Annotated in this window: 16 protein-coding genes; 4 read left to right on the top strand and 12 right to left on the bottom strand. The window is 33.2% G+C overall.

Annotation, left to right across the window (positions count from 1 at the left end):
• The 6 genes from SOR77_RS07980 to rlmD all read right to left on the bottom strand — a co-directional run.
• Positions 1–505: transposase (locus tag SOR77_RS07980; RefSeq protein WP_320636591.1), on the bottom strand; the 505-nt coding region annotated here is incomplete at its 3' end.
• Positions 506–613 carry a hypothetical protein gene (locus SOR77_RS07975; RefSeq protein WP_320636590.1) on the bottom strand — a complete coding sequence of 36 codons (108 nt, stop codon included), beginning with the start codon at positions 611–613 and terminating at the stop codon, positions 506–508. It abuts the gene before it with no gap.
• 29 nt (positions 614–642) lie between these two features.
• On the bottom strand, positions 643–948 hold the full coding sequence (locus SOR77_RS07970; RefSeq protein ID WP_320636589.1) for an IS110 family transposase: 306 nt from the start codon (positions 946–948) through the stop codon (positions 643–645).
• 289 nt (positions 949–1,237) lie between these two features.
• Positions 1,238–1,960: an acyl-CoA thioester hydrolase/BAAT C-terminal domain-containing protein gene (locus SOR77_RS07965; protein ID WP_320636588.1), complete on the bottom strand. Its 723-nt coding sequence runs from the start codon at positions 1,958–1,960 to the stop codon at positions 1,238–1,240.
• 50 nt (positions 1,961–2,010) lie between these two features.
• Positions 2,011–2,265 (bottom strand): hypothetical protein, encoded by a 255-nt coding sequence (locus SOR77_RS07960; protein ID WP_320636587.1) that lies wholly within the window; start codon positions 2,263–2,265, stop codon positions 2,011–2,013.
• A 340-nt stretch (positions 2,266–2,605) separates the two neighbouring features.
• Positions 2,606–3,946: a 23S rRNA (uracil(1939)-C(5))-methyltransferase RlmD gene (rlmD, locus tag SOR77_RS07955; protein ID WP_320636586.1), complete on the bottom strand. Its 1,341-nt coding sequence runs from the start codon at positions 3,944–3,946 to the stop codon at positions 2,606–2,608.
• Positions 3,947–4,038: 92 nt separating this feature from the next.
• Between rlmD and SOR77_RS07950 the strand changes: the two genes are divergently transcribed.
• On the top strand, positions 4,039–4,872 hold the full coding sequence (locus tag SOR77_RS07950) for a polysaccharide deacetylase family protein (RefSeq protein ID WP_320636585.1): 834 nt from the start codon (positions 4,039–4,041) through the stop codon (positions 4,870–4,872).
• Positions 4,873–4,910: 38 nt separating this feature from the next.
• Positions 4,911–5,306, top strand: coding sequence for a hypothetical protein (locus tag SOR77_RS07945; protein ID WP_320636584.1), 396 nt, complete (start codon positions 4,911–4,913; stop codon positions 5,304–5,306).
• A gap of 49 nt (positions 5,307–5,355) precedes the next feature.
• Here SOR77_RS07945 and nifJ read toward each other — a convergent pair whose 3' ends face one another.
• The 5 genes from nifJ to SOR77_RS07920 form a co-directional block, all read right to left on the bottom strand.
• Positions 5,356–8,847, bottom strand: coding sequence for a pyruvate:ferredoxin (flavodoxin) oxidoreductase (gene nifJ / locus SOR77_RS07940; RefSeq protein ID WP_320636583.1), 3,492 nt, complete (start codon positions 8,845–8,847; stop codon positions 5,356–5,358).
• 182 nt (positions 8,848–9,029) lie between these two features.
• Entirely contained in the window at positions 9,030–9,674 is a 645-nt protein-coding gene (locus SOR77_RS07935) for a racemase (RefSeq protein WP_320636582.1), read from the bottom strand.
• Positions 9,675–9,694: 20 nt separating this feature from the next.
• Positions 9,695–10,879 (bottom strand): methionine gamma-lyase, encoded by a 1,185-nt coding sequence (gene megL / locus SOR77_RS07930; RefSeq protein ID WP_320636581.1) that lies wholly within the window; start codon positions 10,877–10,879, stop codon positions 9,695–9,697.
• A gap of 28 nt (positions 10,880–10,907) precedes the next feature.
• On the bottom strand, positions 10,908–12,260 hold the full coding sequence (locus tag SOR77_RS07925; RefSeq protein WP_320636580.1) for a Na+/H+ antiporter NhaC family protein: 1,353 nt from the start codon (positions 12,258–12,260) through the stop codon (positions 10,908–10,910).
• 12 nt (positions 12,261–12,272) lie between these two features.
• Positions 12,273–13,781, bottom strand: coding sequence for a sigma-54 interaction domain-containing protein (locus tag SOR77_RS07920; protein ID WP_320636579.1), 1,509 nt, complete (start codon positions 13,779–13,781; stop codon positions 12,273–12,275).
• A gap of 217 nt (positions 13,782–13,998) precedes the next feature.
• Here SOR77_RS07920 and SOR77_RS07915 point away from each other — a divergent pair, with 217 nt between their 5' ends.
• Both SOR77_RS07915 and SOR77_RS07910 read left to right on the top strand, forming a co-directional pair.
• Entirely contained in the window at positions 13,999–14,313 is a 315-nt protein-coding gene (locus tag SOR77_RS07915; RefSeq protein ID WP_320636578.1) for a hypothetical protein, read from the top strand.
• Between the two features lie 66 nt (positions 14,314–14,379).
• Positions 14,380–14,856, top strand: coding sequence for a hypothetical protein (locus tag SOR77_RS07910; RefSeq protein WP_320636577.1), 477 nt, complete (start codon positions 14,380–14,382; stop codon positions 14,854–14,856).
• 44 nt (positions 14,857–14,900) lie between these two features.
• On the opposite strand, the gene SOR77_RS07905 is transcribed toward SOR77_RS07910, so the two are convergent.
• Positions 14,901–15,089 (bottom strand): glucosaminidase domain-containing protein (locus SOR77_RS07905; RefSeq protein ID WP_414153392.1); only part of this gene is annotated, 189 nt, incomplete at its 5' end.

Here is a 15,089-nt window from a genome sequence, read left to right as displayed (position 1 = left end):
AATCTATTCCTACAAAGGATATTAAACTTTTTTTGTTTTTAAATTTTGATAAGTCTCCAAATTCTGCTGTGATTTGTACTGCTAATTTATCTGATATTCCTGAGAATTTCTTTGCTTCTTGATATTCTTCTAAGGGCTCGGAAATTTCTATCATTTGTGATAAAATAGTATTTAGAATTTTATTTATATGTTTTATCAATTCTATTCCTTCTTGTATGCTTGTCTTTATATATGAGCTATTAGAAGGTTGAGTCGAGATACTTTCCTCTGCGAGCTTGTATATGGATTTAGCTTTATCAGCATTAGGGTGGTATCTCTTTTCTTTTGCCCAGTTTTTAAAGTCTTCTATGAATTTTTCTTCTGATTTTTCTAATACTAGGTTTTTATGCCACCATATTTCTAAGAAGTCTAATAGTTTGTCTTTTGAAAAATCATTAGATCCATGTGGTATTAGTTTTTTTATTCCTGGAAATGTTTGGTTTATTGTTTGGTCTATGAAGTTCATTTAGTTGATTTTTAAGTCCATGTAGTGCTGATAGGATCTGTTTAATTCTTTTAGGACTCTGAAATTTTCTGTATCTACTTTGTATTCTTGTAATTCTTTCCAGTACATTAACCCATACTCTGCTATTTGTATGGCATCTATATTATCATTTTTTGCTTTCTAAAGTTAAGTACTCGGCAAAACTGTTTCATTTTTAAAGGATTTACCACACTTACAAAGTATCCTTTGTCTTCTAATTCATAGAGAATTGGCAAATGGTATTTCCCTGTTGCTTCCATGACTATTTTTACTTCTTCATTTAATGAATCTAATTTATTTAAAAATTCTTCTACTTTTGTTTTCTTAAGATGAACAACAAAAGGATTCCAAATGATTTTGCTACCTTGTTCTAATGCACAGGCTGTAAACTTTTCTTTTGCTATATCTATTCCTATAGATATCATTTTATTACCTTCTTTCTTTTATTTTGTAGTTTCTACCTGCACCATTACACTCATTTTAGCTCGTTACACGGACGTTTTGCCCAACCTGCTTAACCGAATTTGAATAATGAAGAGGTAGCTGACAGTTTTTTTGACGGATATTTTAACCCTAAAAGACGATCGTCATACTACTTCTTCATTATACAAAAATAGTGCAAGATAGAAATTACTTTCTTTCTTACACTATTTATGGTACTAAAAAGACGATAGATTTTAATTTTCTACCGTCCTTAGATTTTCATATAATTTTCTATTTATGATTTTCTTTTAAAAAATCATAAATAGTTTTTCTTGATTCACTTTTTGCTTTTTCATTGCTTTGAGCTGTTCCACCTGTTGCAACTCTAATTTTTTCTAAATCTAAAATACCATTGCCAGCAAATATATGCCCTGCTCCTTTATATGAATAGATCTTTGCTTTAGAGCTCTGTTCTTTTATTTTATTTGCCATGGTAAGGCTATCCCACATCAAATCATCCTCGCCTACAATCATCAATATATTTGTCTTAACATCTTTTATTTGGATTAGTTTTTCTTTGCTTGTTGAGTCTTCTTCTATTGCACTGTTATAACTTTCTTTAAAGCTAATTGGACTTTTAGTGATGGCTGGAACAATAATATTTTTTAAAAATGAGTTAAATGATGATTTTTTAATATCTATATATGGAAGTTCCTTGCCTTTATATGTCCATGATGAACCATAATCTTTAAAATCTAGACCCGCAAAATTATAAGATGAAGGCGCCATTAAAATCAGATTATCTATTTCATGATATTTGCTAGCCAAATTAAGGGCATATTCTGCACCTTTTGACACTCCTAAAACACTTATTGGCTTATTGTCTTTTATATTTTTATTTATATAATTGATGACATCTTCAAATTGTTCTAAAGGGATTTTTCTCAGAGTTCGTTCTTGGTTTTTCATTCCAAACATAAATAGTGCAAAGGTTTCATATCCCTCTTCAGCCAATCTTTTAGCAGTCTCAAAATTTGGACTCCCCTCAGAGCCTCCAAAACAAATTACAAGACCCTTATGTGATTTTTGCTTAGGCAGAAAAATCTAAAGCCTTGCATCCTACCCTCATCTACATAAGTTACATCAACTCCATCAATATCTGTAGGATATAAACTTATATTAGTAACATCCTTATAATATTCAGGAAATTTCAAAGCATCGGTAGCTTTATACTTATGGTCATTATATATTCTAAGAATAAAAACCAAAGCCAGTAAAATAATGACAACCGAAAAAATTCTAAAAAATATTCTCTTCATTTTATGTCCTTCTTTTTTAAATAGTGTACAGATTCTATTAATATTTAAAAAATCTGTTTGCAGTTATTATATCACCTTTAACAATGAAATGATTACACTAAACGACAATAATGATTGTAAACTCATTAATAAGCAGGATTTCTATATTTACATCTTTTGTATCAACGCTATAGCTTCAGCAGTCGATTTCCGCCAATCGAAGCTTCCTAATAGGTCGCTTCTCTTGGAGATTCTTGGCATGATCTAGACCTAACATGATGAGCGAAAGCGAATCAATGTAGGTCTGATGCAACCATTTGCCCAAATCTTTGATTTGGTGCAAATGTCTGCTGACCTGCCTCTACTTCTCAGCGTCGCTTCGCTCCTTGACAAGTAGGGCTAGGGCTTCAACATGCGAAGTTCTTGGGAACTGGTCAAGGGCCTTAATTTGAACTATTTTATATCCGCGTTCGACAAATCTTTTTAAATCTCTCGCCTGTGTCACCGGGTTACATGAAATGTATAAAAACTTCTCCGGTGAAAAGTCTATTATTTTATCTATCGCCTTTGGATTTATCCCTTCTCTTGGCGGGTCAAGTACTATTACATCCGGCACATATTCCAAATCTTTTACTGCATTTAAAACGTCATCTGCTATAAATTTTATATTTGTCATGAAATTTAATTTTACGTTCTCTCTTGCAGCTTCTACGGCTTCTTCAACTATCTCTATTCCAAGTGCTTCTTTTGTTCCCTGTCCCATTATTTGAGTTATAGTTCCCGTTCCACAATACAAATCAAGCAACACTTTGTCTTCCATATTTCCTAGCATTTCTCTTGCCAAGCTGTACAATACTTCGGCAGATTTTGTGTTTGTTTGGAAGAACGAGTACAAACTAACTTTAAATTTCAATCCCAAAACTTCTTCATTTATATAGTCTCTTCCATAGTAAATTTCGACAACTTCCGGAACAATTGCATCTGATAGCGCATCATTTTTAGTGTGTATAATGCCAACTATTTTCCCATCCAACTCCAATTTTAATAGTTCTTCAAAATATGGTGTATAATCAAATTCTTCGCTTGTCGTAACTAAATTTACCAATATTTCTCCAAGAGTAGATTTTCTAATCAAAAGATGTCTTAAATTTCCAACGTGTCTCATCTTGTGATATGGTTTTAAAACTCCGTCAAAATAATCTCTTGTAAAAGCTCTTATTGTGTTGAAGTCCTGACTTACTATATTGCAGTCTGTTGTGTTTACCACCTCATAAAATCTATTTTTCATGTGTAGTCCAAGCGCTAATGGACCGTCTTTGTACTCATCTGAAAATGTGTACTCCATTTTATTTCTGTAGTCTTTATGAACCGGAGAAGGAACCATTTCTATATCAAAGTCAAATCCCTCGTCTCTATATAATTTATTTAAAAGTTCTCTTTTGTACTCTATTTCATTTTCGTATGAGAACTTTTGATATGTACATCCTCCGCACACTTCTAAATGTTCACAATTATTTTCTGTTTCAATCGGTGCCGATTTTAATACATTTATCAGTTTCCCTTTTCTGTGTCCTGCTTTTTTAATTTCTACAACTTGTCCTTTTATTCCGCCCTTTATTTTAAGTTCAAAATTTTCTCCCACAACTGTTGACTTGTTTGGAAATTTTGATTCTATTATAGTTCCTGTTAGTATTTTTTTCATAATTCACTCCTCTTTTGAATTATACCATAGAAGATTGTTTCTTAGGTTTGTGATAAAATGTTTACAAAACATTATTTTAATCGGAGGACTTTATGAAAAAATCTATATTTTTAATTCTAATTGTGCTTGGTTTCGGGCTTATATATTGGTTTCGAATTAGGACTGTGGGCAATGGAACTCTTCCCGTTATAACTTACCATGGAATAAGTGATGAAAATCCAACTAACAGCGAATATGTGATTTCAAATGCCAAGTTTGAAGAAACTATAAAGGCTTTGAAGGAAGCTAATTTTACTTTTCTAACTATATATGATTTAGATAAGCTCGTGAGTGGAGAGATGAAGCTCCCAAAAAATCCTATATTTATAACTTTTGATGATGGTTACAGAAATAACTATGAAAATGCATATCCGATACTAAAAAAATATGGTGCTAAAGCTTCTCTCTTCATGGTAGGCTCTCAGCTCGAAAGACCTGATTTTCTAACTCGCCCGCAAATTATAGAAATGGCTGAATCGGGTGTATTTGCCTTTGGCAGTCACACTTATAGTTTAGATGGAACTTTTTTGGATGGTGCAAACAAGGGCAAGACTTTTCTCTCTTCTAAACTCGAAGGGGAAACTGACGCGGAATTTTACGCAAAAATAAAAAATGATCTGGTTTGGAACAATGACGTAGTTTACAATATGTCTTCAACTTTTCCAAATGCAATTGCATATCCAGGTGCAATGGTAAATGAAATTGCAAAAAAAGCGGTTGTTGATGCGGGATTAAAATATGGTTTTGTCGGTGCAAATAAGTTTGCTACAAAACTCAGCAAACTAGACCCTGATAATCCTGAAACCTTGCTTGAAATCCACAGATTCCACGTAAGTCCGTCTACTAACGTAAAAAATTTAGTTAGATTTTTACAATCAAATAACTAGCGAAATATTTTGAACTTTATACTCAATAGGAGTTAGCTATGGTATTTTCCTTCTTAATTTTATTTTCTGTAACGATAATTTTATATGTGCTTTACAATAATGGTATTGTCTCTTTATCTACTAAGGTTGCTCTACTCTTTTATGAAAAGTTTAGCCTTTCAAATAACAATCATCATGCCAAATTTAAATTTTGTACCGGTTTTACAAGGCGTGTTTTAAAATTTGAACAAAATAGAATATATGATTTTTATTTGGAAAATAATCTTTCAAAAGGTGCCGTTTGTGTGGAAATTTTAGATTCTGAAAAGAATGTTTTATTTACTTTGGATAGTTTAAATCCTTCACGCAGCCAATATATGCTAGCTGATACAAAATATTTTTTTAAAGTCAATTTTAAAAAAGCTTCCGGTTATTATAAATTTTCCTGGAAATAATAGACAAGCTGAACACAATTTAAGTGTTCAGCTTGTTTCATTTTATTATTTAATTTTCTACCAACTTTTTATATTTAGCGTATCTAAATTTAGAGTCTTCTTCTGCCATTTGATACAATTGTTCTGCCACTTCAGGGAATGTCTTCTTAAGTGAAGTGTACCTAACTTCTGAATCCAAGAATTCTTGGAATGATGCTGTCGGTTCTTTAGAGTCCAATGTGAATGGATTCTTTCCTTCTGCTATCAATTGAGGATTGTATCTATATAAGTGCCAATATCCTGCTTCTACGGCGCGTTTTTCTTGCGCTATACTCTTGCCCATTCCGTTTAGTAGCCCATGGTTTATACATGGTGCGTAACAAATTACTATTGATGGACCGTCATAGCTTTCCGCTTCTTTTAATGCCTTCATCAATTGATTCATATTTGAACCCATTGCAACTTGAGCCACATACACATAACCATAAGTCATAAGCATTGCTCCAAGGTCTTTCTTTCTAACTCTCTTTCCACCTGCCGCAAATTTTGCCACTGCAGCTCTTGGTGTTGACTTTGAAGATTGACCACCTGTGTTTGAATAAACTTCCGTATCGAATACCAATATGTTAAAGTCTTCTCCGCTTGCCATTGTGTGATCAAGTCCGCCGTATCCAATATCATAAGCCCAACCGTCTCCACCAAAGCTCCAAATTGATTGTTTTACAATGTAGTCTTTAAGTTTGTATATTTCTTTTAGGTTTTCATCGTCTGAATCTTTGGTAAACTCTACGATTTTAGATTCTAATTCACGAGTTACTTTAGGGTCTTTCATATTTTCAATCCACTCTGTGAAGATTTCTTCTCTTCCGTTTGCTTCCATATACCTTTCCATACGTAATTTCATAGTATTTCTAAGTTTCTTAACTGCAAGCGCCATACCATATCCATATTCTGCATTGTCTTCGAATAGTGATGATGCCCAAGCCGGTCCATGTCCATGTTTATTTGCACAGTATCCTGCTGATGGATACGAACCGCCCCAAATTGATGAACAACCTGATGCATTTGCTATGAGCATTCTATCTCCGAATAGTTGAGTTACAAGAGTTGCGTATGGTGTTTCTCCACATCCTGCACAAGCTCCGTGGAATTCAAGAAGCGGTTGTTTGAATTGTGAGCCTTTTACTGTGTTATCTTCCATAACATCTTCTTTAGGTTCAACTTTCATTGCATATTCCCAATTGTCTGCTTGTGAAAGTTCTGTTTCCAATGGTTCCATTGTAAGAGCTTTTTCTTTTGCCGGACAAGTGTCGGCACAGTTTCCACATCCTGTACAGTCAAGCACTGAAACTTGAATTCTGTATTGTAAATCTTCAAGCCCTCTTCCTTTTGCTTCAAGAGTTTCAAAAGTTTCCGGTTTAACTTCAACTTCTTCTTTGTTTAATAAGAATGGTCTGATCACTGCATGAGGACAAACGAAAGAACATTGGTTGCATTGTATACAATTTTCTATGTGCCAATGAGGTACATTAACGGCAACTGCTCTCTTTTCATATCTTGCAGTTCCTGTAGGCATTATACCTTCTTCAACTCCAATAAATGCTGATACCGGAGTTTCATCTCCCTTTTGAGCATTTAGTGGATTTAATATTGTCTTTACATATTCCGGCAAGTCTTTTTCTACAACTGTATCTTCTCCTTCTAACCAAGAAGAATCAAGTTCAATTTTTTGCAATTTTTCTATACCGGAGTCAACTGCAGCATAGTTCATTTGAACTATCTTGTCGCCTTTTTTGCCGTAAGTTTTCTTTATTGATTCTTTTAATTTATCTACAGCTTCTTCAATTGGCAATACTTCTGCTAATTTGAAGAATGCTGATTGCATAATCATATTAGTTCTTGAACCAAGGCCTATTTCTTCAGCTATTCCCGTTGCATTTATAGTATAGAATTCAACGTTCTTTTCAACTAAAGTCTTCTTCATTTGAAGAGGTAAGTTTTGTTTTAACTCCTCTTCTGTCCAAAGTGTATTTAGTAAAAATTTTCCACCGTCTTTGATCCCTTCTAACAAATCATAGTTGTATACATAAGATTGTTTTGAGCAAGATATAAAGTCAGGTTTTGTAATCAAGTATGTTGAACGTATTGGTCTGTTTCCAAATCTCAAGTGAGAAATTGTAACCCCGCCTGATTTTTTAGAGTCATATGCAAAATATGCTTGTGCATACATTTCTGTTTCATCACCTATTATCTTTATAGCTGATTTATTTGCACCAACTGTACCATCTGAGCCAAATCCCCAAAATTTACACTTAATTATATCTTCAGGTTCTGTTTGAATTTCTTCTTTAACTTCAAGAGATTTATGTGTAACATCATCATTTATTGAAATTGTGAACTTGTCCTTTGGTTTTTCTTCTACCAAGTTGTCATACACGCTCTTTATATGTGAAGGTGTTGTGTTCTTAGAAGCTAAACCATATCTTCCCCCAACTATGATTGGCACATTTTCTTCTCCGACAAATGCACTTAGTACATCAAGGTGTAGCGGTTCATAAGGAGCTCCCTTTTCCTTAGTTCTATCTAGAACTGCTATCTTCTTAACTGTCTTTGGAACTACGTCTAAAAGATATTTTTTAGAGAATGGTCTATACAATCTAACTTTTATAAGACCTACTTTTTCTCCGTTTTTATTTAAGTAATCTACAGTTTCTTCTATAGTTTCATTTACAGAACCCATTGCTATGATAACTCTCTCTGCATCTTCTGCTCCGTAGTAATCGAATGGTCTATATTTTCTACCTGTTATTTCGCCCATCTTATCCATGTAGTGAACTATTGTCTCTACTACATCTTCATACATTTTGTTTGTACTCTCAGCTGCTTGGAAATATACATCTGAGTTTTGAGCTGTACCTTTTGTGTATGGTCTGTTTGGATTCATAGACTTTAATCTAAATTCATTTATTGCCTCAAAATCTACCAGCTTTTTGTAGTCTTCGTAATCTACCGCTTCTACTTTTTGAATTTCATGCGAAGTTCTAAATCCATCAAAGAAGTGCATAGTAGGTATGTGAGAGTTTATTGATGCAAGGTGAGATACTGCACCTAAGTCCAATATTTCCTGCACTGACGAAGACGCTATCATATTAAACCCGGTTTGTCTTGCCGCCATTACGTCTTGATGGTCCCCAAATATAGAAAGCGCATGTGTTGAAAGAGCACGAGCTGCAACGTGTAGAACTCCCGGTAAAAGTTCCCCACTCATCTTGTACATATTTGGAATCATGAGTAAAAGTCCTTGTGATGATGTAAAAGATGTAGCTAAAGCTCCAGCTGATAACGCTCCGTGCATTGCTCCGGCAGCTCCACCTTCTGATTGAAGTTCTGAAACTTGAACTTGTTCCCCAAAAATGTTCTCTTTGCCGTTAGCAGCCCACGCATCTATTAACTCTGACATATCACTTGACGGTGTGATAGGATAAATAGGAGCAACTTCGGAAAATGCATATGCAACATATGCCGCAGCTGTGTTCCCATTCATTGTCGTCATTTTTTTCATTTAATTTTCCCCCTGTTAGTTATGTAAAAAATACTTCTTAACTCCTGTATTATATATCTATTATCTATATTGAACAAACTTATTTATTTTGTATAGATTTACAATTGCTAATTTATAGTTCATACAATATAAATTAGCACTCATTTTTCTTAACTCTTACATTCTTTAAAAGAACTCACGAGTTAACTCATGAGCTCTTTTATCATATTTTCTGTAGGATCGACAACATTTAATTTCGTCATAGATTTTATCTCATCTGCTAGTTTTGAGAAATGTGTACATCCTATCAAGAGAGTATCAATCCCATATTCTCCGTTTATTCCCTCTATATAATTTAAAAACCCTTGTATATTTAAAGCACTTAAAATATCGTCGTCCTCTGCTTCTATTTTTGCTACAAATGGCATATTGCCAATACATATCGAAGAATTTATGACATTGTTTTCAGTAACTAATCTATCTAGAGAATAAGCTGAAAATCCATTAGCAGCTATTATCGCAAGATTCTTAACATCTTTCAAATTTTTGTAAGTTTCAAGCGGAGTAATAATTTCTATCTTCTCACGTTTTCCAATTTCTTGATAATCCACAGATAGACTTAGTGAATTACAATATACAAAAATTTTCTCTGCTCCTAAAGTTTTTGCCTGTTGAACATTTTTTTCAAACATTTTATTCAATTCTTCTCTCGAAAAATATTGCATCCTTGTCTGTTCTTCAGGTGTGTTTGAAAAAGGGTATTCAATTGTAGAAATGCCAAATTTATTTAAAATTTTCACTCCTTCTCTTGTATCTCCTTTTGTTCCTGCAAAAACTGCTACTTTCATAAATCCTCCTACTTTATAAATTATAATAATTGATCCAATGCCGCTTTAAGATCTGTAATTATGTCCTCTGCATCTTCAAGTCCTACTGAAAGCCTAACTAAACCTTCTGCTATGTCAGATGCTTTTCTCTCTTCAGGTGTGTATGGAGAGTGAGTCATCGATGCCGGATGTTGAATAAGTGTTTCACAATCTCCAAGACTTACTGCAAGTGTACACAGTTTAACATTATTCATAAGTTTTATTCCTGCTTCTTTGCCACCTTTTACTTCAAAAGATATCATTGCACCCGGAAGTCTCATTTGTTTTTTAGCCAATTCATATTGTGGGAATGATTCAAGCCCCGGATAAGCAATTTTTTCAACCGCCGGATGTGCTTCCAAGAATTTTGCAACTTCAACAGCATTTGCACAGTGTTGTTTCATTCTAACCGCCAAAGTCTTCATTCCTCTTCCAAGTAAATATGCTTCAAAAGGCCCTATTACTGAGCCTGTACAATCTTTTATACCCACAAATCTAACAGCATCTATTATTTCTTTTGAGCCAACTGCAAATCCTGCAACTACATCTCCATGTCCATTTAAATATTTAGTTGCTGAGTGAACTACTACATCTGCTCCCAATTCAATTGGTCTTTGAATGTAAGGAGTACAATAGGTGTTGTCAACTACCAATATACATCCTTCAACAGAATGTGCTACCTTTGCAGCTGCTTCTATGTCTGTTAAGTACATATTTGGGTTTGCCGGTGTTTCTATATATACTATCTTAGTGTTTTCTCTCATGGCATTTTCAATATTTTTTACATCTCTTGTATCTACGAAATCAACTTCTATACCAAATTTAGAAAGTCCATGATTTAATAGTGCAAATGTACATCCATATAGTGTCTTTGCCGCTACAACATGGTCTCCAGCTTTTAATTGAGACCAAAATACAGATGAAATGGCTCCCATTCCTGATGAAGTTGCAACTGCTGCTTCCGCTCCTTCAAGATTAGCTAATTTTTTTTCTATTACTGTTGTAGTCGGATTGCCAAGTCTTGAATATATATAACCTTCTTCTTCAAGTGCAAATCTCTTTCCACCTTGTTCTGCTGAATCAAATACAAATGTTGATGTTTGATAAATAGGTGTAGCCAATGCACCATATTTATTTGTGTCACTTCCTTCGTGAATTGCTCTCGTAGAAAAACCAATATTACTCATTTTTTACCCCCTGTTTATTTAAACCAGCTTACATTTCTTTAGGCTGCCACTTTCCAAAATCCCAAGGATGTTTCTTTATAAAACCATCTGCAAATGGAATGAAAATTGAAAGTATTACAAAGAATGTAAGTGCAAACTGATACCATAAGAATGGCATAATATCAAATGGTGACACTTTGCCTTCTGTGAACTTTACTGCCATTAACACTTGAGCCCCGTAAGGGATGAAGCCTTGCATAATAGCTCCAAAACTATCTAACAAAGATGCTGACCTTCTTGGATCAACTTTATATTCTTCAACTATATTCCTAACTATTGGTCCATCGATTATTATCGCAACTGTATTATTTGCTGTTGCCATATCTGTCAATGAAGTTATAAGTGCGATACCAACTTCTGCTGATCTTCTGCTCTTTATAAAACTCTTAATTTTAAGTAGTAACCAGTCTATTCCACCTCCATAGCTAACAAGACCTGCAAGTCCACCGGTTAACATTGACAATAGGAATATTTCAAACATTCCCGCAAAACCATCATATACAAAATTTGAATACTCTAATAAACCAAATGCTTCAGTTGAAAGACCTATTACACCTGATAATACAATCCCTAGTACAAGAACTACAAAAACATTCATTCCCGTTATAGATGCAACTAGCACAAATATATATGGAATAACTTTTATAAATTCAAAATCATAAACCGCCTTCGCCGGCGCAACTTCCGGTCTTCCAAAAATAACTAATAAAACTACAGTGACAATCATTGCAGGAACTGCCATCGCCAAGTTGGCTCTGAATTTATCTCTCATTGCAACGCCTTGAGTTCTTGTGGCTGCAATTGTGGTATCTGAAATTACAGATAAGTTATCTCCAAACATAGCTCCACCTATCAACGTTGCAATTATAAGTGGCATTGAAATTGTTGTCTTTTCAGCAAATCCTACTGCTATAGGTCCAAGTGCAACTATTGTTCCAACTGATGTTCCTGTAGAAATTGATATAAAACAAGCTATTACAAATATACCAACTGTGATAAGTCCCGGAGGAATAACTGATAGTCCAAGATTTACTGTTGCATCGACACCGCCCATTTGTTTTGAAACAGTGGAGAATGCCCCTGCAAGTATATAGATTATGCACATTATGATTATGTTTTCGTCTCCACAACCTTTTATAAAGACATCAAACTTTTCATCAGTTTTCCCTTTTATTATTAAAAATGCCGCTATTATACCTATTATTACTGCTATTGGCGTTTTAAATCCATAAAATCCCATTGCATCTCCATTAAAAACCAAACTCATTCCTATTCCCAAATAGGAAACTATAAATAGTAGAAATGGTATCAATGCTATAAAACTAGGTTTTTTCTTTTCCATACTCTAAACCTCCTACATTTTGTCTAATGAATATTTTTTAATTCTATTAAGCAATAGAGTGTGAGTCGTGTTTAATTTTTTAGCCGCACTTCTTATAGAATTTGAATTTCTAAGGACGCTTTTTATATATTGCTTTTCGAAATTTTCTACAGCTTCTCTCAAACTCTTTCCGTCTTGTTCCACAAATACTTCTTCGTGGTCAAATTTGATGTGCCTAGGCAAAATCTCTTGGTTATTTGACAAAACAACAGCTCTCTCTAAAACATTTTGAAGCTCTCGTATATTTCCCGGCCAAGAATATTTTTTTAGCATATCTTTTGCAGAATCAGTAAACACTATTGAGCTTCTGCCGTATCTTTTACTCATTCTCTCTAGAAAATAACTTATTAAAATATCCAAGTCTTCCATTCTATTTCTCAATGGCGGTATTTCTACAGAAAAAGTATTTAGCCTGTAGAACAAGTCTAAACGAAACTTACCTTCTTCGATAAGTTTTATAAGGTCCCTATTCGTTGCTGATACTATCCTTATATTCAAATCTATTTCTCTATTTGACCCAAGACGTCTTACTTTTCTCTCTTGGATAACTCTTAAAAGTTTCGCTTGAAGATGATAATTTAATTCTCCTATCTCATCTAAAAAAACCGTTCCTCCACTACACGCTTCGAAGATTCCCATTCTACCGGCTGATTTAGCTCCGGTAAAAGCACCAGCTTCATAGCCGAATAACTCTGACTCCAAAAGTTCCTCAGGAATTGCAGCACAGTTTATGCCCATAAATTTTTCATTTGGTCTTGAATAAGAGTGAATAGCCCTTGCAAACATCTCCTTGCCTGTACCACTCTCTCCCAAAAGTAAAATACTCGTGTCGGAATCAGAGAATAACTTTGCCATTTCAACGGCATTTAATAAATTAGCTGATTTGCCAACTATATCCTCAAAAGTTATGTAACTCTTGGTTGAAAAATTAAGCTCTCCAAATTCTCTTAAAGCGACCAAATAACCACTAAAAATATTTTCTTCAGAAAATAATTTATCCACGTTTAATAAAAAATTTCTTCCGTTTATTTTACAAATTTTATTTTTTATATTTTTATCAGCTTTATTTATAAGCTCTTCAACTTCTTTTTCTGAAATATAGGATGTTATCTTTTCTCCATCTTCAATATTTATAAAATACTCTCTTGCAAACTTATTTGCATATTCGATAGTCCCTTTTTTACTGAGCAACATCACCCCTTCTGTAATCAAATTGAGAACCGACTTCATTTCAATATCTTTTTCTTCAAAACTCATTACATCAATTTCTTCAATGTGGTCAAATCCATAGACGTTTTCCCACTCCGAATACACTGCCTCATAAACTTTATTTGACATATCCGGTAGTTTCAGATAAATTACATTACTATAGACTTCCATTGAAAGAATCGATACATCATGAATTTGTAAGATTTTTAGGATATCGAAAGTCAAATGCGGTCGATTAATGTTAAATATTATTTTAACTCTTTTTATCTGCATGACTCCTCCCATGTTCTCACTAAATATATTAGCAAATTCTATGCCAAGTTTTATTTTCTAAAACTCTATATAATAGAACCCTATCGGTTTCTACTTTGGAATAATATTAAACCATTGTAATGAAAAAGTAAACATTAATCTTTTAAATGGATTGATTTCAAACCGAAGTGGCAATATCTTATTCCACTTTTGTATTTTAAATTTTTTGAGGTGAACTATGGATGATTTAAGACTTACTATAAATAAAATAATTAGAAATTTTGATGAAGAAGATTTGAGTTTAGTCTACTCTTTTGTTAAAAGATTGGGTGAATCTTATGAAGACTATGAGCCAGCTCAGACATTTTTTGAAAAATCTATAGAGACAATTGAAAATAAAAACAAAGTTGCCGAAGATAAAACAGAAAGATTTAGAACTGATGATGTCCCATCTAAAAAATTGGACTACTCATCTGATGAACTATTGGAAGACTATGGATTATCTGAAAATGAAGAACTTTTAGAGCGTCTTATGATGTGGAGAAGAGATTAACTTTTTGAATAAAATTAATCTTTACTAATTTATTCAATTTGTTATATTCTAAAGAGGGTGAACAAATTGGAAATAAATCATACTCTCTTTAAAAAAATTCTTTTATATTTGATTGTGATAATTTTGCTATATTTAGTCATAGATGGGGTAAATCTTTATCCTATTAAAAGTATCGAAGATAGTAACAAGAAAATTATTGCTCAAAATAATTTTAATTCATATCAAAGTGAATTAACTAAGAAATCTGGTAATACAACCATTTATGTCTACAGAAAAAATGGCAACGTACTATTTTTAAACTATCTAAAAAGCAATGTTTTTAATAAATATAAATTGAGCTCACAATTTATCACTAAAGATAAATCTTTAATTGGTACTGTCGCAACCGAACAATTTTTAGTCAAATTAATTCATGTTTCAAAAGAAGATATTTTAATTAAAACTGTTGGTAAAACTGAAACCATAAAATTCTTTTTCTATAGTATTATAATTAAATTAGTAATTGCACTTTATAAAATGATTAGAAAAAAACTCCAACGCTGATATTATCTAAGTTACTTGAAAATATCAATGTTGGAGTTTCTATTTTAATCTAAATTGTATAATTCATATCTTTCTATTATTGAAATAATTTTCTCGGCATAACTTGGGTCTGTTGCATACCCTGACTTTTGTAGTGCTCTACAAGCTTCTTCATAACTTCCGGCATTTTTTACACTTTTATATCTCTTAGCTCCGGTTATCAGCCTTGCATAGTCCTCAAAACTTTCAGTCTT

It is taken from the genome of Peptoniphilus sp. (assembly GCF_034090345.1).
GTDB lineage: Bacteria > Bacillota > Clostridia > Tissierellales > Peptoniphilaceae > Peptoniphilus.
This window is presented reverse-complemented; position numbering and strand designations above follow the sequence as displayed.

Coding starts and splice junctions, on each gene's coding strand:
- SOR77_RS07975 (WP_320636590.1), bottom strand. CDS start 613: ATGTACTGGAAAGAATTACAAGAATACAAAGTAGATACAGAAAATTTC.
- SOR77_RS07970 (WP_320636589.1), bottom strand. CDS start 948: ATGATATCTATAGGAATAGATATAGCAAAAGAAAAGTTTACAGCCTGT.
- SOR77_RS07960 (WP_320636587.1), bottom strand. CDS start 2,265: ATGAAGAGAATATTTTTTAGAATTTTTTCGGTTGTCATTATTTTACTG.
- rlmD (WP_320636586.1), bottom strand. CDS start 3,946: ATGAAAAAAATACTAACAGGAACTATAATAGAATCAAAATTTCCAAAC.
- SOR77_RS07950 (WP_320636585.1), top strand. CDS start 4,039: ATGAAAAAATCTATATTTTTAATTCTAATTGTGCTTGGTTTCGGGCTT.
- SOR77_RS07945 (WP_320636584.1), top strand. CDS start 4,911: ATGGTATTTTCCTTCTTAATTTTATTTTCTGTAACGATAATTTTATAT.
- nifJ (WP_320636583.1), bottom strand. CDS start 8,847: ATGAAAAAAATGACGACAATGAATGGGAACACAGCTGCGGCATATGTT.
- SOR77_RS07935 (WP_320636582.1), bottom strand. CDS start 9,674: ATGAAAGTAGCAGTTTTTGCAGGAACAAAAGGAGATACAAGAGAAGGA.
- megL (WP_320636581.1), bottom strand. CDS start 10,879: ATGAGTAATATTGGTTTTTCTACGAGAGCAATTCACGAAGGAAGTGAC.
- SOR77_RS07925 (WP_320636580.1), bottom strand. CDS start 12,260: ATGGAAAAGAAAAAACCTAGTTTTATAGCATTGATACCATTTCTACTA.
- SOR77_RS07920 (WP_320636579.1), bottom strand. CDS start 13,781: ATGCAGATAAAAAGAGTTAAAATAATATTTAACATTAATCGACCGCAT.
- SOR77_RS07915 (WP_320636578.1), top strand. CDS start 13,999: ATGGATGATTTAAGACTTACTATAAATAAAATAATTAGAAATTTTGAT.